This window comes from Leucobacter chromiireducens (genome assembly GCF_051993095.1).
GTDB lineage: Bacteria > Actinomycetota > Actinomycetes > Actinomycetales > Microbacteriaceae > Leucobacter > Leucobacter chromiireducens.
In genome coordinates this window covers 2453383-2471521 of the sequence record NZ_CP197024.1, presented here as the reverse complement: position 1 = coordinate 2471521, position 18139 = coordinate 2453383, and the positions used below count along the sequence as shown (strand labels likewise).

The 18139-nt window shown below is 69.1% G+C and carries 17 protein-coding genes and 1 riboswitch; of the genes, 14 read left to right on the top strand and 3 right to left on the bottom strand.

Annotated elements, in window-relative coordinates; all coding sequences use genetic code 11:
- Nucleotides 1-10 precede the first annotated feature (10 nt).
- Together sucD and ACR81A_RS11090 are read left to right on the top strand one after the other, a co-directional pair.
- Nucleotides 11-913: a succinate--CoA ligase subunit alpha gene (gene sucD / locus ACR81A_RS11095; protein ID WP_202381053.1), complete on the top strand. Its 903-nt coding sequence runs from the start codon at nucleotides 11-13 to the stop codon at nucleotides 911-913.
- A gap of 202 nt (nucleotides 914-1115) precedes the next feature.
- The gene (locus tag ACR81A_RS11090) at nucleotides 1116-2186 is read left to right on the top strand and encodes a hypothetical protein (protein ID WP_440311846.1); all 1071 of its coding nucleotides are present in this window, start codon (nucleotides 1116-1118) and stop codon (nucleotides 2184-2186) included.
- A gap of 42 nt (nucleotides 2187-2228) precedes the next feature.
- On the opposite strand, the gene ACR81A_RS11085 is transcribed toward ACR81A_RS11090, so the two are convergent.
- The gene (locus ACR81A_RS11085; RefSeq protein ID WP_440311845.1) at nucleotides 2229-2984 is read right to left on the bottom strand and encodes a GAP family protein; all 756 of its coding nucleotides are present in this window, start codon (nucleotides 2982-2984) and stop codon (nucleotides 2229-2231) included.
- A 108-nt stretch (nucleotides 2985-3092) separates the two neighbouring features.
- On the opposite strand from ACR81A_RS11085, the gene ACR81A_RS11080 reads away from it, so the two are divergent.
- The 12 genes from ACR81A_RS11080 to ACR81A_RS11025 all read left to right on the top strand — a co-directional run bounded on the left by ACR81A_RS11080 (nucleotide 3093) and on the right by ACR81A_RS11025 (nucleotide 15887).
- Nucleotides 3093-4337: a sensor histidine kinase gene (locus tag ACR81A_RS11080; protein WP_440311844.1), complete on the top strand. Its 1245-nt coding sequence runs from the start codon at nucleotides 3093-3095 to the stop codon at nucleotides 4335-4337.
- Entirely contained in the window at nucleotides 4334-5068 is a 735-nt protein-coding gene (locus tag ACR81A_RS11075) for a response regulator transcription factor (RefSeq protein WP_440311843.1), read from the top strand. Before ACR81A_RS11080 ends, ACR81A_RS11075 begins: the two co-directional genes overlap by 4 nt.
- A gap of 51 nt (nucleotides 5069-5119) precedes the next feature.
- Complete coding sequence (locus ACR81A_RS11070) at nucleotides 5120-6130, top strand: aliphatic sulfonate ABC transporter substrate-binding protein (RefSeq protein WP_440311842.1); 1011 nt, start codon at nucleotides 5120-5122, stop codon at nucleotides 6128-6130.
- A gap of 8 nt (nucleotides 6131-6138) precedes the next feature.
- The gene (locus tag ACR81A_RS11065) at nucleotides 6139-6963 is read left to right on the top strand and encodes an ABC transporter permease (RefSeq protein ID WP_440311841.1); all 825 of its coding nucleotides are present in this window, start codon (nucleotides 6139-6141) and stop codon (nucleotides 6961-6963) included.
- Nucleotides 6960-7733, top strand: a complete 774-nt coding sequence (locus tag ACR81A_RS11060; RefSeq protein WP_440311840.1) for an ABC transporter ATP-binding protein — start codon at nucleotides 6960-6962, stop codon at nucleotides 7731-7733. The genes ACR81A_RS11065 and ACR81A_RS11060 overlap by 4 nt, the downstream gene beginning before the upstream one ends.
- Nucleotides 7734-7823: 90 nt before the next feature.
- Nucleotides 7824-9614 (top strand): cell division protein PerM, encoded by a 1791-nt coding sequence (locus ACR81A_RS11055; RefSeq protein WP_440311839.1) that lies wholly within the window; start codon nucleotides 7824-7826, stop codon nucleotides 9612-9614.
- A gap of 6 nt (nucleotides 9615-9620) precedes the next feature.
- Nucleotides 9621-9730, top strand: a riboswitch (TPP riboswitch).
- A complete protein-coding gene (locus ACR81A_RS11050) occupies nucleotides 9725-10834 on the top strand; it encodes a thiamine ABC transporter substrate-binding protein (RefSeq protein WP_440311838.1) in 1110 nt (369 codons plus the stop codon). (Overlaps the previous riboswitch by 6 nt.)
- A 1-nt stretch (nucleotide 10835) precedes the next feature.
- Entirely contained in the window at nucleotides 10836-12566 is a 1731-nt protein-coding gene (locus tag ACR81A_RS11045; RefSeq protein ID WP_440311837.1) for an ABC transporter permease, read from the top strand.
- Between the two features lie 18 nt (nucleotides 12567-12584).
- Complete coding sequence (locus ACR81A_RS11040) at nucleotides 12585-13109, top strand: hypothetical protein (protein WP_237462219.1); 525 nt, start codon at nucleotides 12585-12587, stop codon at nucleotides 13107-13109.
- Between the two features lie 50 nt (nucleotides 13110-13159).
- Nucleotides 13160-13774, top strand: coding sequence for a phosphoribosylglycinamide formyltransferase (purN, locus tag ACR81A_RS11035; protein ID WP_202381062.1), 615 nt, complete (start codon nucleotides 13160-13162; stop codon nucleotides 13772-13774).
- A 25-nt stretch (nucleotides 13775-13799) separates the two neighbouring features.
- Nucleotides 13800-15458 carry a bifunctional phosphoribosylaminoimidazolecarboxamide formyltransferase/IMP cyclohydrolase gene (gene purH, locus ACR81A_RS11030; RefSeq protein WP_440311836.1) on the top strand — a complete coding sequence of 553 codons (1659 nt, stop codon included), beginning with the start codon at nucleotides 13800-13802 and terminating at the stop codon, nucleotides 15456-15458.
- 75 nt (nucleotides 15459-15533) lie between these two features.
- Nucleotides 15534-15887 (top strand): hypothetical protein, encoded by a 354-nt coding sequence (locus tag ACR81A_RS11025; protein ID WP_202381064.1) that lies wholly within the window; start codon nucleotides 15534-15536, stop codon nucleotides 15885-15887.
- A 98-nt stretch (nucleotides 15888-15985) separates the two neighbouring features.
- On the opposite strand, the gene ACR81A_RS11020 is transcribed toward ACR81A_RS11025, so the two are convergent.
- Complete coding sequence (locus tag ACR81A_RS11020) at nucleotides 15986-16375, bottom strand: META domain-containing protein (protein ID WP_202381065.1); 390 nt, start codon at nucleotides 16373-16375, stop codon at nucleotides 15986-15988.
- Between the two features lie 204 nt (nucleotides 16376-16579).
- On the bottom strand, nucleotides 16580-18097 hold the full coding sequence (locus ACR81A_RS11015) for an aldehyde dehydrogenase family protein (RefSeq protein WP_440311835.1): 1518 nt from the start codon (nucleotides 18095-18097) through the stop codon (nucleotides 16580-16582).
- Nucleotides 18098-18139: the final 42 nt, after the last annotated feature.

The window sequence follows — 18139 nt, the reverse complement described above, 5'->3', positions numbered from 1 at the left end:
AAGCAACAGAATGTCGATCTTCCTGAACAAGGATTCCAAGGTCATCGTCCAGGGCATCACCGGCGGCGAGGGCACGAAGCACACCGCACGCATGCTTGCCGCGGGCACCCAGATCGTCGGCGGCGTGAACGCGCGCAAAGCCGGCACCACGGTGTCGCACGTCGATGCCTCGGGCGCGACGGTCGAGCTGCCCGTCTTTGCGACCGTCGCTGAGGCGATGGCCGCAACCGGCGCCGACGTTTCGGTGGCCTTCGTGCCCCCGGCCTTTACGAAGGACGCGGCGATCGAGGCTATCGACGCCGGCATCGGCCTGCTCGTGATCATCACCGAGGGCGTGCCGGTCAAGGACTCGGCTGAACTCTGGGCACACGCGAAGGCAACCGGTGGTGCGACCCGCATCATCGGCCCGAACTGCCCCGGCATCATCACGCCGGGCGAGGCGCTCGCGGGCATCACCCCCGCAACGATCACGGGCAAGGGCCCGATCGGTCTCGTCTCGAAGTCGGGCACGCTGACGTACCAGATGATGTACGAGCTGCGCGATCTCGGGTTCTCCACCGCGATCGGTATCGGTGGCGACCCCATCATCGGCACCACGCACATCGACGCACTCGCGGCGTTCGAGGCGGATCCCGAGACGAAGGCCATCGTGATGATCGGTGAGATCGGTGGCGACGCTGAGGAGCGCGCAGCCGAGTTCATCAAGGCAAACGTCACGAAGCCCGTCGTGGGCTACGTCGCCGGCTTCACGGCGCCCGAGGGCAAGACGATGGGCCACGCTGGCGCGATCGTTTCTGGCTCCGCGGGCACCGCGCAGGCGAAGAAGGAAGCCCTCGAGGCTGCAGGCGTCAAGGTGGGGAAGACCCCCACTGAGACCGCCGAGCTGCTGCGCGAGGCGTTCGCCGCGCTCTAAGCCTCACTCCCGAATCGGGGTCACTCTGGCAGGGTGTCGCGCAGCCGCGGCACGCAACACCCTGCCAGAGTGACCCCGATCGTGTGTTTGGTGGGTGTCACGCGGCGCAATGCAGCCGCGGCGGGCGGGCGTGGTGCGCGATACTGAGGGAGGCGCCGAGACGCGGCGGCCACCGGGCAACCGGACGTTCAGGGAGCGCACCATGACCCAGTCCCAGCAGTCGCAGCACACGCCGCAGGGCGCCCATCTTGTGGGCAGCATCAACTTCGATGACGCCGAGACGACAATGCGCACGGCGGCCGCCGAGCTGGGCGCGCACCTGAAGCGCATCCCTGACGGCGAGGTGGGCGAGCGCTTCCACTGGATCGTGTTCCAGGCCGACCGCTTGGGCCAGACACCTGGGATCGAGCGGGTAGGGGACACCCCGATCCCGATCCGCACGCTCGATGCGCGCCCCGTGCAGCTCGCACCCGGCGTGCGCGCCGCGGACCTCACCCTTGCCCCGCTCGGCTACGCGGAGGCCGCGCTCGAATCGTACGCCGTGTTCGCCCGGCTGCAGGAAGAAGGGGTCATCCCAGCGACGACCCGCTTCCAGGTGTCCCTTCCGACGCCACTCGGCGTGGTGGGCAGCTTCGTGCACCCCGCGAACCGTGCCGAGTTCGAGCCCGTCTATGAGGCCGCGCTCGCCGCGGAGCTCGACGAGATTCTCGCAGCGATTCCGCACGAGCGGCTCGCCGTCCAGTGGGATGCTGCGCTCGAGTTCGCGATCCTCGAGGGCGTGAGCACGCGCGGGGTGCCGCACGAGTGGTTCTCCGACGTGTGGCAGGAAACCACCAAGCGGCTCGCGCGGCAGATCGACCGCGTACCGGCGGACGTCGAGGTTGGCGTGCACCTCTGCTACGGCGACGTCGCGGAACAGCACTTCGTTGAGCCCGGTGACGCCGCGAACCTCGTGCGCTTCGCGAACCTCGTGAGTGAGCAGACCGAGCGAGAACTCAGCTGGCTGCACCTCCCCGTGCCGATCGAGCGAGAGGACGCGGCCTACTTCGCGCCGCTCGCCTCGCTTGCGCTGCCCACGGAGACCGAGCTCTATCTTGGCCTCGTGCACCGGGAAGACGGCGCGGCGGGCGCCGAGCGGCGTATTGCTGCGGCGCGCGAGCACGTGACGCGGCCGTTCGGCGTGGCGACGGAGTGCGGCTTCGGGCGCTCGCCCGAGGGGACGACCGTGCCGCTATTCGAGGCGCACCGCGCGGTTGCGACCGCCTGGGCGTAGCCGAGCCCCGGCGGCCGTGGCCCTCGGCCGCCGGAGACCCCGCTAGCCGATGATGGGCAACGGGATCCCCAATGACTTCGTTGCCGTGCGCGCGACGAGAAACCCGATGATGCAGAGGATCCACGAGGTGTTTTCGGCGCCGGTGCGCTGAAACCACGCCGTCAGGCGCTCGAGCGGCGCCGCCACGAGGGGTGCCGCGACGATTCGCGTGACAAGGAGCACAAGCGCGGGGAGCACCATCACCACGCAGTAGCCGGCGAGGTACGCGAATCGCGCGGATGCACTGAGGGGCGCCCCCGCGAGCATGGTCATGCCGATCAGGTAGGGGAGCATTCCGGCGATCTCGACGAGCCCGGCGGCGATCGCGACGCCCATCACGGCGCCGCCGCTCGCGCGTTCATCGAGTACCCGTGCGCGCCACCGGAGGATACGGCCGCTCTCGGGGAGCGGGGTCCCCGCCGCCGCGAGCCGCTTCCTGCGAGAGTCCGCGGCCCACACCAGGAGCCCCGCGACGAAGAGCCCGGCGCCCACGGCGAGGAGGAGCCACTGGCCGAGCTCACTCGCAAGAAGGTCGCTCGCCGCGTCGATCACGTTCACGAGCCCGAGCATGAAGAGTACGCCGATCGCGAGATAGAACCCGGTGATCGTCACCAAGTAGGCGAGAATGCGCCCGGTGCGCACCCGGCCTGGCGCGATCAAGAAGAATAGGGGAATGAGCAGCGTGCCTACGCTGAGGCCGTCAATCAGCGCGAGCACGGCGAGCGCCGCGGGGAGGGGCGCCGAGTCAATAAAATCCATGCCCCGAGCCTCCCGGAGAGCCCGGCCCCGCGCATCGGCGAGAGGAATGAGCGGCCCTCATCCCTTGGTCGGAGGTGCCGCGCGTCGAGGGGTGCTTGGATAGAGCGCATGACCACTGCGGAACCAAGCAACGTCGGCATGGGCGCTACGCGCCCGCCGCTTGCGCCGTGGCGCGTGGCGCTCGTGTACGTGGGCATCGCCGTGGCGCTCGCGGCGATCGGCCTTGGCGGCATTTGGAATGACCTCTCGCTGCTGCCGGAGCGCCCAGCGCGGTGGTGGACGCTCGCGACGGCCGTTCCGGCTGCGGCCACCGTGCTGATGAAGCGCCGCGCACCCTGGTGGGGGCTGCTCCTCGCGATCGGGATCGCCGCTGTGGACGTGCTGACGGTCGGCGGCCTCGTTCCCCTGTTCGCAGTGCTAGAAATGCTCCACTCTGGGATCATTGCCTTGAGCGCGCCCCGCCGTCGACTGGTGCTGCGGGGCATCGTGGCCGTGACGATCGCCGGTGCTGCTGCCACGCTCCTCGTGACCGGCGACCCCGGTGCCACAGTGCTCGTCGGGCTGCAGCTCGGTGCGCTGCTTGGCATGACGTATTGGTACGCAAACTCGGTTGCGCAGTCGAGCGAGCTCGTTGCGCTCTACCGGCAGCGCGCGGCCGGGCTCGAGCGGCTGGCCGAGCTCGATCGGGATCACGCGGTGCGCACGGAGCGTGACCGCGTGGCACGCGAGCTGCACGATGTGGTGGCTGGCCACGTGGCCGCCGTAGCGATTCGCAGCGAGGCTGCCCTGAGCGCAGGCGATGGGGCGAACTCGGCAGCGGCCGGGACGGGCGCCGATCGGGCGACGCTTCGCGCGGTGCGTGATTCGAGCCTTGCCGCGCACGAGGCGCTGCGTGACCTGATCGGGGTGCTGCGCACCGATACCGCAGCGCAGCGACACACCGCAGAGCCCGGGCGTGCGTCGCTGCCGCAGCTTGCGGCAGAGGCCGAGCGCTCGGGACTGCGCGTCGCGGTCGACGATACTGGCGCGGGAGCACTCACTCCCACGGCCGACCTGACCCTGGGACAGGTGGTGCGCGAGGCGCTCGCGAATGCCGCACGACACGACGCGGGCGGCAGCGTGCAGGTGAATGTCGACGCCGCAGACGGGCCGACGCAGCAGCCGGGGGTTCGCGTGGAGATCATCACCCGGGGCGGATCCCCGCTCGCCCACCCGGAGCTGCGCGGGAGCCAGTTGGGCCTTCGCCTGCTGGACGAACGGGTGCGCGCGAGCGGCGGAGAGTTCAGAGCGGGACCCAACCACTCGGGGTGGCTCGTCTCCGCCTGGCTCCCCACGAAGACCGGACCCGCATGACCGAGACGGAGGAGAACCAGATGACGCTTCCGCAGGCGGGCGCACCGCGCGTGCTCATTGCCGACGATCACGCCATGATCCGCGAGGGCCTGCGTATGATCCTCGAACGGCAGGGCATCGACGTGGTGGGCGAGGCCGCAGACGGCGCCGCAGCGATTGGCAACGCGCGTGCCCTGCGACCGGATGTGGTGCTCATGGATCTGCGCATGCCCGGCACTGACGGGATCGCCGCAACCGTGCAGATCGTGGCGGAGGAGACCGCCGCCGTGCTGGCACTCACGAGTTTCGATGAGGACGAGCTGGTGTTCGACGCAATCCGGGCCGGCGCTGTTGGATTCCTTCTGAAAACGGTTGAGGCGGCGCCGCTTGCAGACGCGGTGCGTCGCATTGCCGCGGGGGAGGGAATCCTCGATCCGCGCGTCACGCGCCGCGCTCTCGCCGCGCTCGCGGGGCCCGCCGCTGGCCTCACGGGTGACGGTGCGCAGCGGGGACAGTCTGGCGCAGCCACACTGCCCGGGCTCGACGCGCTCACCGACCGCGAGCGCCAGGTGCTCGACGGGATTGCCGAGGGGTGGGCAAACGCGCGGATCGGGGCGGCGCTCGGGATCTCCGTGCCCACCGTGAAGACGCATGTCTCAAGCATCCTGGTGAAGCTCGGCGCAGAGAGCCGCACGCACGCGGTCGCGCTGCTGCGCTCGGTCGGGGGCGGTACACGGCCTCACGTAGGATAGGAGGGTTGCGCCGACGGAGAACCGCGTCGGCACCGCCGTGAAAGGACCGCCGTGACTAGTCGCCTCCTCCGCTCAATCGCGCTCTCCGCGACCGCCACCGCCGCGCTTGCGCTCGGCCTCGCCGGGTGCTCCGCGCAGCCCGCAGGCTCCGGCGCTGCGACGGGAGACGCCGCAGGTGAGACCATTCGTATGGGCACGCAGCCGTGGCTCGGCTACGGCCAGTGGTATGTCGCGGAGGATCAGGGCTTCTTCGCGGACCGCGGTGTGGACGTTGCGCTCTCGAGCTTCAATGCGGACGCCGACGTGAACGCGGCGCTCGCCGCAAACCGACTGGATATGGCGAACGTGGGGGCGCAGGCCGCCCTCCAGTTCATCGAGCAGGGCCTCGACGTGTCGATCGTGCTGATGCTCGATTCGGCGACCGAGGCCGACGCCATCCTCGCGGGTGAGGGGATCAGCGACGTCACTGATCTCGCGGGCAAGAAGGTAGCCTTTGAGCGCGGAGCCACGAGCGAGATTCTGCTCGCCGAGGCGCTCGACGAGGCGGGCCTCAGCTTTGACGATGTGAGCGTCGTCGAGGCCTCCGCGGACAAGGTCGCACCCATGTTGCTCGCCGGCCGGGTAGATGCTGGCGTCACCTACGAGCCCTACGTGAGTGAGGCGCTCGGCGCGGGCAAGGGGATCTCTGCGGTCGCGACGGCCGGTGAATTCCCCGGGCTCATCACCGACGTGCTCGTTGTGCGCAACGAGGTCCTTGATGAGCGCCCCGACGAGGTGCGCGAGGTGCTCGCATCGTGGGACGACGCGGTGAGCTACACGGACGCGAACACCGACGAGGCGCGTGCAATCATCGCCGCCGGCGTTGGCTCTGACGTGAGCGATCTCGAGACCGCGTTCGACGGCGTGCACTACTACTCGCTCGCCGAGAACCGCGACCTCCTGACGGGCAGCTACGCCACGGAGACGCTGCCGGCGCTCGTGGGCGTCGCCGAGCGCATCGGCCTGCTCAGCGAGACGGTTGACGCGAAGACCGCGGTCCGCGCCGAGTTCCTCGGCAAGTAGCACACAGCGTGAGTACCGGATCCGGATCGATGCAGCGCCGCCCGCGGCGACGGCTGCGCATCGGGGCGCGCCTGTCGCGGCCCGCGTACCTTGCGACAGCGGTGGCCACGTTTGTCGTGCTCATCGCCGTGTGGTGGCTGGTCAGCGCGCTGGGCCTCGCGGACCCGATGTTCCTGCCCGGGCCGGATGCTGTACTGGGCGCGCTCGCGCAGCAGGCAGCGAGCGGTGAGCTGTGGGCTGACATTGGAGTGAGCTCCCTCCGGATTCTCATCGGATTCTCGCTCGCCACGGTGATGGCCGTGCCGATCGGCACGCTGATGGGCGTCAACGCCCGCGTCGAGGCCGCCCTCGAGCCGCTCATGGACTTCATTCGGTATATGCCGGTCGTGGCATTCGTGCCGCTCACGATCGTGTGGGCGGGGATTGACGAGGGGCAGAAGTTCCTCATCATCTGGATGGGCACCTTCTTCCAGCAGGTGCTTATGGTGGCGGATGCGGTGCGCCGCACCCCGAAGACCCTGGTGAGCCTCGGTGAGACGCTCGGGCTCAGCTGGACACAGCTGCTCACCCGCATTGTGGTGCCCTCCGCGATGCCGCGCATCTGGGATGCTTTGCGCGTGACCCTCGGATGGGCTTGGACCTGGCTGGTGGTCGCTGAGCTTGTCGCAGCGTCCAGCGGTATGGGCTTCCGCATTACGGTGGCGCAGCGTTTCTTCGAAACCGACCTCATCATCGGCTACGTCTTCGTACTCGGTGTGCTCGGCCTCATCCTTGACCAGTTGATGCGCGCCGCCGGGCGCCGCATGTTCGCCTACCAGGAGGGACGCGCATGAGCCCCGCAGCGACGCAGCCCCGCATTCGCGTGTCCGGCCTCACGAAGCACTTTGGTGCGGTCACCGCGCTCGATGGCGTTGACCTCGAGGTCGGTGAGAACGAGTTCGTCTCGATCGTCGGCGCCTCAGGTTGCGGCAAGTCGACGCTGCTCTCACTCATCGCGGGGCTTGAGGAGCCGAGCGCCGGCACGCTTGAGACCGCCGGGATGCCCATCACGGGCCCGGGGCGAGACCGCGGCGTGGTGTTCCAGCAGGCCACACTGATGCCCTGGCTCACGGTGCAGCAGAACGTGGAGTTCGCTCTGCGGGGAGAGCGTGAGCTCTCGCGCGCCGGCCGCGCAGACCGCGCACGCGAGTTCCTCGGCTTGGTTGGCCTCGCTGGGTTTGAAGATGCGCACCCCGCGCAGCTCTCCGGCGGTATGCAGCAGCGCGCGGCGCTCGCGCGCTCCCTCAGCTACGGGCCCGACATCCTGCTGATGGATGAGCCGTTCGGTGCGCTCGACGCGCTGACGCGGCGCACGATGCAGGAGCTGTTGCTTGAGGTATGGGAGCAGCACAAGCTGACCGTGCTGCTTGTCACGCACGACATCGACGAAGCGGTTGTCACGAGTGATCGCGTGGTCGTGATGAGTCCGCGGCCCGGCCGCGTGCAGCGTATCGTCGATGTGCCGATCCCGCGCCCGCGCACGCTAGCTTCTGAGCGCACCCCAGCGTTCCGTGAGCTGAGCGACGAGATCCTCGCGCTCATCCACGGCGGCGAGTCCGCGTAGCCCGCGGTCCGCGGTGTGCGGTGGTCCTGCGGGTTTCGACTGAGCGCGCCGCCCACCGCGTTCAGGGCCGAGCAGAGTAAGCTTTCGCCAATGAGATCCTTGGTGACAGCGGTGATCGCGGCGATCGAGGCGGCGGCTGCCGCAGCCCTCGGCCTGGCGATCGCGGTCGTGCCTGCGCTCGTACTGTGGGCGGTCACCTTTGGGCTCGCAGCCGAGCCGAGCGCGGTCTTTGCGGGCGGCGCCGCGGTGTGGTCCCTGGGCCACTTCGCGCCGCTCACGTTCACGCTGACCCCCGAGCTCGCGCTCAGCTTCGGGCTCCCCGCCGAGGCGTTCACGGTGGTGCTCAGCCTCGCCCCGCTCGGGCTGACGCTCCTCACCGCCTTGCTTGCGGTGCGCGCCGGGTGGCGCCTGGGCACGCGCGGCGGCGTGGGGGCCGCGGGCGTGCTGGGCGGCGCGTTGGGCTTTGGTGCGGCGGCGGGAGTTGTCGCCGCAGTGATCGCGCAGCTGCTGGTGTGGCCCCCCGTGCTCGCCGGCGTGGTGGCCGGCCTCGTGTACGGCGTGCCTGCTGGTCTCAGCTACCTGGTGCGCGCGGCTCGCGATGAGCACCCCTGGTGGCGGAGCACCGTGCGCGCGTTGCAGCGGGCACTCGAGCAGGTGGGCGCGCCCGGCGTTGCTGCACTCCCGGGTCGCGCCGCCGAGGTGCTGCGGCTCGCGGCAGGAGCACTGGCGGCGCTCCTCGGATTGAGTGGCCTTGCACTCGCCATCGCACTCTTCGGCGGGTACGGCGAGATCACCGCGCTCACGCAGCATCTGCAGCTCGATCCGCTCGGCTCGCTCCTGCTGTTCGGCGCACAGCTGGTACTCCTGCCGGTGGCGCTCTTGTGGGGGCTCGCCTGGCTCACCGGCGCGGGCTTCGCGGTGGGGGCGGGCACCTCGGTGACCCCGTTCGAGACCCTGCTCGGCCCCCTTCCTGCGTTGCCATTGTTCGGCGCGATCCCGCAGGGTTGGGGAGCGTTCGGTGCGCTCGCGCCAACGCTCGTGGTGCTTGTCGGGGTTGCGGTTGCGGTGCTGCTGGGCCAGCGCGCCGAGACGCGTCGCTCGTCGTGGGCCGTCGCGCTCGGCAGCGCAGCGGGTGCCGCAGTGCTCGCGGGACTTGTTGTGACCGGGCTTGCTGCGCTCGCGACGGGCTCCATCGGCCCCGATCGACTTGCGGAGGCGGGCCCTGCGCCCTGGTTGGTCGGCGGCCTTGCCGCGGCGGAGCTCGGCGCTGGGCTGCTGCTCGGCACGGCGGCGTCTCGCGTCGACGCTGCGCGGGTGCGTGAGCTCCTGCCAGAGGGACTGCCCGCAGCCTGGGGTGGCGAGCGCCAGGGGCGCACCGCCGATGCGCAGGAGACGGTGCCCCTGGAGGGGCTTGCGCCGGTGAGCGCGGCAACGGACCTGGCTGATGCGGCGCCCGAACCCGACGAGGTGCACGCCGATGTGTCGGAGCTGCCGCGCGTGGGCGTGTGGCCCGCGGACGGGGGCGGCTCGGAGCTCGCCCCCGCGGATCCGGATCTGGCGCTTGCTCATCTCGATCCCGCCGCCGGTGTGCCGGCTGACTCCGCCGAGGATTCCACTCCTGAGCACGAACTCACGTACGAACACGAGACCGTGCCTGTGGAGCCTGTGGAGCCTGTGGAGCTTGGGGATCCCTACGACCAGGAAGCCGCTGGAGAGCCCGAGGAGGAAGACCACGCCGCTTCGAGGGGCGCCGAAGACGATGCGAACGTCGAGGAGGCTGCACTCGCCGCGTATGCCTGGGACGAGAACGCGACGGGCGAGGTGACGCCGCCGGAGACGGGGCGCCGGCCCGGTTGGCGTCTGCGGGGCCCGGGGCGCTAGGGTAGAGGCGCAATCCACGGGAGTCCCGACGCGCGGGGCTGAGAGGGAGCACGCGAGCTCCGACCGTTCAACCTGATCTGGTTCATACCAGCGGAGGAAGGAACTCTTCGATGACGCCTGCACATTCCCGGCCCACGATTCGGATCGGCGCGCGCGCTGGTCTGCTCGGCCTCACCGCACTGCTCGGTCTCGGTCTCGCGGGCTGCGCCCCGGCGACGCCCGAGGCAGCCGATTCACGCGAGGTAACCCTGGTGGTGCACTCCTCTTTCCCCAATGAGGAGTTTGCCGCCGCAGCGAGCGAGGCCACCGGCTACGAGGTGTCCGTCGTCTCGGCCGGCGATGGCGGTGAACTGACCAACAAGCTCGTGCTCACGAAGGGTGCGCCGATCGCCGACGCGTTCTTCGGCGTCGACACGATCTTTGCGTCACGACTCGTGACGAACGACGTCGTGGAGCCCTACCGCCCGCAGGGCCTGTCTGACGCGTTCACGTACCTCGCAATTGGAGCGGACGGGGGTGCGGTCTCGGGCGACGCGGACTACGCGCTCACCCCGATCGACCAGGGTGCAACCTGCATCAACATCGACCCGGCCTGGTTTGCTGAGCACAGCATTGCCGAGCCGAAGAACTACGAGGACCTCGCGAAGCCCGAGTATCGCGACCTCACCGTGCTGCTCGACCCGACCGCCTCATCGACGGGCGCATCCTTCCTCGTTGGCACCGTCGCGAAGTTTGGCGAGGACGGCTTCGCGAAGTACTGGCAGAGCCTCATCGACAATGGTGCGCGCGTGGAGCAGGGCTGGAGCGACGCGTACAACGGCCAGTTCACGCAGGGCGGCGGCGCAGGTACCAAGCCGATCGTGGTGTCGTACGGCTCGTCACCCGCCTTCACCGTGACGGAGGATGGTTCCGCCACCACGACGAAGGCGCTCCTCGACACCTGCTCAAACCAGGTGGAGTACGCGGGCGTGCTCGCCGGCGCGGCGAACCCCGCCGGCGCGCGTGCGGTGCTCGACTACCTCGCCTCCGGTGAGTTCCAGGCGACGATCCCCGACAGCATGTACATGTACCCGGTCGACACCGAGGTGAGCTTGCCCGAGTCGTGGGCGGAGTTTGCTCCGATCCCGAGCGAGGCACAGCTGAATGACCTGCCGAGCGCCGAGATTGAGCGTGGCCGCGAGGGCTGGCTGAAGACGCTGAGCGAGCAGATCGGCCTCTAGCGTGGGCGAAGCGGCACCCCGCGGCAACTCCGCGGGCGCAACACCCTGGGGCATCACTGCCTGGGTGCTTGCCGTGGCGGTGCCGCTCGCGTTCCTCGCGCTCTTCTTCCTGTGGCCGGTCATCGCGCTCGTTGCGACCGGCCTCACGAGCGATGGGCGCATCGACCTCGGGGGCATCGCCGAGGTGTTTGGTGCCTCGCGCACCTGGCGCGTCATTGGGCAAACGCTCGCGCAGGCGGGGCTCGCGACCGCGGTATCGGTCGCGCTGGGGGTCCCCGCGGCCTTCGTGCTTTACAAATTGAAGTTCCCCGGCCGCACCCTGCTCCAGGGACTCATGACCGTTCCATTCGTGCTGCCCACAGTTGTGGTGGGCGGCGCATTCTCCGCGCTGCTTGGCCCGGGCGGTCCGCTCGAACATCTCGGCCTTGAGCGCAGCCTCGTGTCGATCGTCGCGGCGCTCGCGTTCTTCAACGTCACAGTGGTGGCGCGCACCGTTGGTTCGTTCTGGGCGCGACTCGATGAACGTGGGGTGCAGGCCGCGCGTGTGCTCGGCGCCACGCGTGCGCGGGCCTTCTGCACGGTCACCGTGCCGGCGCTTGCACCGGCGCTCGCCTCGGCGGCAGCCCTGGTGTTCCTGTTTTGCTCCACGTCGTTTGGCATCGTGCTCATCCTCGGCGGGCGTGAGTTCGCGAACGTCGAGACCGAGATCTACCGGCTCACCGTGCAGTTCCTCGATCTGCGCAGTGCGGCGGTGCTGTCGCTCGCCCAGTTCGTGCTCGTCGGCCTCGTGCTCATCGTATCGACGCGTCTGCGCCGCTCGGGGGAGCGCGCGGTTGAGCTCGTCGCGGAGGGCACGGGGGAGCGGCGGCCTCAGCTGAGCGATGCACCCGTCATCGCGGTGTTCGTTGCAACACTTGCGCTGCTCCACGCCGCACCGCTCGTGACGCTCGTGCTGCGTTCCTTGCACACCGGAACGGGCGAGTGGAGCCTTGCCAACTATGCGGCACTCGCCCGCCCGCCCGCGGACTTTCCCATCTCCGGTTCGGTGCTCGCCGCGATCGGGCGCTCGAGCCGCACCGCACTCATCGCCGCGTTGATCGCGATGGTGCTCGGCGTGCTCATCGCCCTCGTCCTGTCGCGCCGCCCCCACAGCACGGCACTTCGGCGCGGCCAGAGCCTGTTCGACGGCCTGGTAATGCTGCCCCTCGGCGTATCCGCGGTGACACTCGGTTTCGGCCTCCTGCTCACCATGCACAAGCCGCTCGGGATCGGCCTCGACCTGCGCACCTCGGCGGCGCTCATTCCAATCGCGCAGGCGCTCGTCGCGCTGCCACTTGTCGTGCGCGTGCTGCTGCCTGTGCTGCGCGGCATCGATCCGAGTCTCCGCTTCGCCGCGCAGGTGCTGGGCGCCCGCCCGCCCGTGGTGCTCGGAACGATCGACCTGCCGCTGCTCGGTCGCTCTGCCGGGCTCGCGCTCGGCTTCGCGTTTGCGGCGTCGCTTGGCGAGTTTGGCGCGACTTCATTCCTCGTGCGGCCGGGCGAACCGACGCTACCCGTCATCGTCGCAGAACTCATTGGGCACCAGGCTCCCGGAGCATACGGAGCAGGACTCGCGGGCGCGGTTACACTCGGAGTGCTCACTGCCACCGCTATGCTAATCGCCGAGCGGCTTCGCATAGACCGCTTCGCCCGGACATCCGGCGGCGCCGCCGCCGGTTGGGCAGCGGTATAGGGGAGTATGCGCTTGGGCATGGACGCACTGGACGCGATAGTGATCGACGGACGCTCGGGATCGGGCAAGACGTCACTCGCGGACCTCCTGATTCGACGCTTCGCGGGAGTCGGGCGGGACGCCCAGGTGTTGCGTGTGGAAGATCTGTACCCGGGCTGGGACGGGCTCGCCCAGGGTTCTGCGGCGGTCGCTGCGGCACTCGACACCGGCGCCTACCGCCGCTTCGACTGGACTGCGGAGCGTTTTGGCGAACCGGTGCGCATCGATCCCAAGCTGCCGTTAATCGTCGAGGGGTGCGGAGCCGTGACGAGCGAGAACCTGCGCGCCGTGAACGACTGGACTCGTCGGGCCGACGCGGCGCCTGCCGAGCCTCGCATTTGGTCGGTGTGGCTTGAGCTTCCGGGAGAAGAACGGCGAACGCGGGCGCTCGCGCGCGACGGGGAGACCTTCGCTCCGCACTGGCAGCGCTGGGCAGACCAGGAGGACCGCCACTATGCGGCGCACGCGCCCTGGGACCTGGTCAACGAGGTGCTGCGCGGCTGATCAGCGCTACCGCACCGCCCAGACATTCCCGCGACGGGTAGACTGAGCGGGTGCTGAAACTCGCAGTTCTGATCTCCGGCAGCGGGAGTAACCTCAAAGCGCTGATCGACGCCGCGGCCGACCCCGCGTTTCCCGCGCAGATCGCGTGCGTGGGCTCGGACACCGACGCCCCCGGCCTCGCGCATGCGACGGCCGCCGGGATCCCCACATTCGTGGTGCGCCCGCAGGACTACGACGATCGCGAGGAGTGGGGCCAGGTGCTCGCCGCGGCGATCCAGGAGCACGGCGTGGGCACCGGGCCGGCCCCGGGGCTCGTCGTCTCGGCCGGCCTCATGCGCATTCTGCCGGCCGGGTTTGTTCGCTGGTTCTCCCCGAACCTCATTAACACGCACCCCGCGCTGCTGCCCCTGTACCCCGGCGCACACGCGGTGCGCGATGCGCTCGCCGCAGGCGCTACCGAAACCGGAGTGACCGTGCACGTGATCGACGAGGGTGTCGATACGGGGCCGGTGCTGCGTCAGTCCGCCGTTCCCGTTCGCCCCGGCGACACGGAGGACGAGCTCCACGAGCGCATCAAGCAGGAGGAGCGCCCGCTCCTCGTTGCGACCGTGCGCGAGATCGCGGAGGGCACGCTCTCGCTTGCCGCCGCAACCGAACGACCCTAGTTTCGCAACCCAACCAAGGAGCCTGATGGCAGTCCAGAGCCACGATCCCAGCCTGTACGAGCACCGCGACCTGATTCCGGTACGCCGGGCGCTCATCTCTGTGAGTGACAAGACCCGGCTGCTTGACCTCGCCGCCGCGCTCGCGGGGGCTGGGGTAGAGATCGTTTCGACCGGCTCCACGGCCGCGACGATCCGCGAGGCGGGTCACGCGGTGACCGATGTGGCAGAGGTCACCGGCTTCGCTGAGGCCCTCGACGGCCGCGTGAAGACGCTGCACCCAGCAGTGCACTCCGGTCTACTTGCCGACCTGCGACTTGCGGACCACCGTGCGCAGCTCGAGCAGCTTGGTTTTGCGCCGTTCGAGCTCGTCGTGGTGAACCTGTACCCCTTCGAAGAGACCGTCGCGTCGGGCAAGCCCGCAGCCGACGTGATCGAGAACGTCGACATCGGTGGCCCCGCGATGGTGCGCGCAACCGCGAAGAACCACGCAAATGCCGCGATTGTCGTATCGCCGGGTCGCTATGACGAGGTGATCGCCGCGATTGCTGAGGGGGGCACCACGCTCGCTCTGCGTCGTTCGCTCGCCACCGAGGCGTTCGTGCACACCGCGCAGTACGACGCCGCGGTCGCGAACTGGTTCCTCGATCAGGAGGACCTGGAATGGGGAGATGCACCCGCGCCGGAGCTCCCCGAAGCAGGCGACGATATCGACAGCATCTTCGAGGCGACCGACGGCTACGTCGGCTACGAGGTGTTCGGGCTGCGCGAGGCTGTGTTGCGCTACGGCGAGAACAGCCACCAGCGTGCCGCGCTCTTCACGGAGAACGAGGGCGCGGGTATTGCACAGGCCTCGCAGCTGCACGGCAAGGAAATGTCGTACAACAACTACGTTGATGCCGATGCCGCGCTGCGCGCTGCGTTCGATCACGAGCGCCCCGCGGTTGCGATCATCAAGCACGCAAACCCCTGTGGCATCGCGGTTGCGCCCGAGGGCGCGGCTGATCCGATCGCGGCCGCGCACGAGCTTGCGCACGCATGCGACCCGGTCTCGGCGTTTGGCGGTGTCATTGCGGCGAACCGCATCGTGACGAAGGCGATGGCGGAGACGGTCGCTGAGATCTTCACCGAGGTGGTTGTTGCACCCGGCTTTGAGCCCGAGGCGCTCGCGATCCTGAGCCAGAAGAAGAACATTCGACTGCTGGTGCTGCCGGAGGACTTCACCCCCAACCCGGTCGAGCTGCGCCAGGTATCCGGCGGCTTCCTGCTGCAGGACGCCGACCGGAGCTTCGCGCCCGCTGCCGAGTGGACCCTCGCAACGGGCGAGCCTGTCGATGCTGCCGCGCTCGCCGAGCTCGAGTTCGCGTGGCGTGCGTGCCGCGCGGTCAAGTCGAACGGCATCATCCTCACGGCCGGTGGTGCCTCTGTTGGCGTCGGCATGGGGCAGGTCAACCGTGTCGACTCATGCCGACTCGCGGTCGAGCGGGCGGGGGATCGCGCACGCGGTGCGGTCGCGGCGTCCGATGCGTTCTTCCCGTTCGCCGACGGACTGCAGGTGCTCCTCGACGCCGGCGTCACGGCTGTGGTGCAGCCTGGCGGTTCGGTGCGCGACGCTGAGGTGATCGCCGCGGCTGAGGCCGCCGGTGTGACGATGTACTTCACGGGCGAGCGTCACTTCTTCCACTAATCGTTCGCGCGACCGCACCCGCGACCGCGCACACTCGAAAACCCCGACCCCTGCGTGGGGAGAACGGAACAGAAGATGGAAATCGTAAAGGGAATCCTCGTGGTGCTGCACCTCGTTGGCTTCGGCGCGGTCTTCGGCAGCACGCTTGCGCAGCTGTCCATGGTGAAGGAAGCACGTGCGCGCATCACGCCCGGCATCCTGCACGGCGCGACGCTGCTGTTTGCTACGGGTCTGCTGCTCGTTGCATCCGTGTACATGATGGGCGGCACGCCGAACAACATGAAGATCGGCGTGAAGACGCTGGTGCTGATCGGGCTCATCGTGGTCATCCTGATGAACCGTAAGAAGGAGAACGTTCCGGCTGGCGTGCTCGGCGCGATCGCCGGGATGTCGCTGCTGAACGTGGCGCTGGCGGTGCTCTGGCACTAGGCACCACGCAGCAACGCACGAAGGGGGCGTGGGATCATCAGGATTCCACGCCCCCTTCGTGCATGTTCGGGGGTGAAGAGCGGTCGGCCCCGGGCGGACTACTTACCCGCGCGGGGGAGCGAACCTACCTGGTCGCCCGACTCGTCGAACACCGCGAGCGTATCGCCGTCGAGCTTTGCCGTGTGGCCCTGCGACAGCCAGGTATCGACGCCCTCGCAGAACATCATCGTTGCACGCATCACGCCGAGCTCGATGGTGCCGTCCTTCTCGGTGTAGCTTCCGCCGATAATGTTGCAGCCATCGTTCCCGACATACTCGCCGCCGGTCTTGCCGTCCGCCGGGGTGAACTCAATCGACGGCTTCCCTTGGGTGTCAGGCTCACCCCAGGCGCCCGACACTGACGCAGCGGGCGACGAACATGCGGCGAGGAGCAGTGCGGCGGTGGTTGCCGCGAGAAGTGCGCCCGTGCGCACGAACTGAGTCTTCATGCCGCCAGTGTAAGGCACCACCTGGAGAATTCACGCGGGTTTCAGTGACGCTTCGCAGACAGCTCAGATGTGTACCGTGAATGCTGCGTTCAGGTTGTCTCGTCGCCGCAGAAATACGCGGAGGGGCGGGGGAACCCGTAGGATTCCCACGCCCCTCCGCGGGTGCGCTTGGCGGCCTTCAGCGGGCCGCGCTGAAACGCGTGACTATCGCCAGCGAGCACCCCAGCTCTTCGACTCACCCGCGGGGGCGATTGCCTGCGGAACTCCCGCGGGGTTCTCATCGCGGAGGGCCTCGGGCAGGAACGCGGCGGGCGCGTTCTGGTAGGCCACGGGGCGCATGAAGCGCGTGATCGCGGCGGTGCCGACCGAGGTGCTTGCGTCGTTTGTCGTAGCGGGCCAGGGACCGCCGTGCTGCTGGGCGGGGGTCACCGCGACGCCGGTCGACCAGCCATTGAAGAGCACGCGTCCGACCTGGAGGCTGAGCGCTGCGACGAGTGCGCGCAGCTCGCCCGCGTTCGCGGTCTCGCCGCTCGCCTCTGCGCTGCTGAGGTGGAGGGTGCCGGTGAGATTCCCCTCAAAAAACTCGGGCATGATCGCCGCAAGGTCGGTTCCCTCGGGCACCTCGACCACGATCGAGAGCGGTCCGAAGGCCTCCTCGGCGAGAGCCTCCGCGCTCGCGCGGAAACCGTCGAGCGGCACCGAGACAATGGTCGGGGTGGCCCAGCCGTGCCCGGCCTCGTCGAAACGGATTCCTCCGGGCAGCACCGCGGTGACACCCTCGGAGCCCAGGATCGCGTTGCGCCGCTCGTCGAAGCTGCGGGCGATGCGGGGGTCGAGCAGGCGGTGCTCGGGGAAATCGCTTGCGGCGGTCTGGATTGCTGCGGGCAGCGCGGAACCGGCAGGGGCGAACACAAAACCAGGCTTCGTGCAGAGCTGCCCTGCGGAGCCTGAGACGCTTGTGAGGAAGCCCCCGGCGATCTCTGCGGCACGCTCCGCGATTGCGTCAGCGGTGACGAACACGGGGTTCACTGAGCCGAGCTCGCCAAAGAACGGAATGGGGGCCGGTCGACTAGCGGCGATGTCTGCGAGCAGACGGCCAACCGCGATCGAGCCCGTGAACGCGCCCGCCTTGATGCGCGGATCCTTCAGAACGCTCACACCCGCCTCGCGGCCGTGGATGAGCTGGAACGTGCCCTCGGGCATCCCCGCGGCGGCGAGAGCCTCGGTGGCAACGGCTGCAGTGGCGTCGGACAGCTCAGGGTGACCTGAGTGCGCCTTCACAATCAGCGGGCAACCCGCGGCAAGCACGGCGGCCGAGTCGCCGCCCATCACGGAGAACGCGAATGGGAAGTTTGACGCGGAGAAGTTGATGACCGGGCCAATGGGCAGGTGCGTCCGGCGAATGTCGGGACGCACTCCCAACGCGAAATCGGTGTCGGCGTGGTCGATGCGAGCATCGAGGTATCCGCCGTCGACCAGGGTGTCAGCGAAGAGGCGCAGCTGGACCGCGGTGCGGGTGACCTCGCCGGCGAGACGGACCTCGGTGAGGCCGGTCTCGCGCATTGCGATGGCCACGAGCTCGTCACGGTGTGCCTCGAGCGAATCAGCGACTGCGACGATCGCGCGTGCGCGCTCCTCGGGGCGCGTTGCGGCAAAAGCGGGCGCGGCTGCGGCTGCGCGCGCGACAACAGCCTCGAGTTCAGGGGAGAGGGTCTCGGTCATGAGCTTCCTTTTCGCAAGTGGTGCGGTGGTGCGGCATCGCGC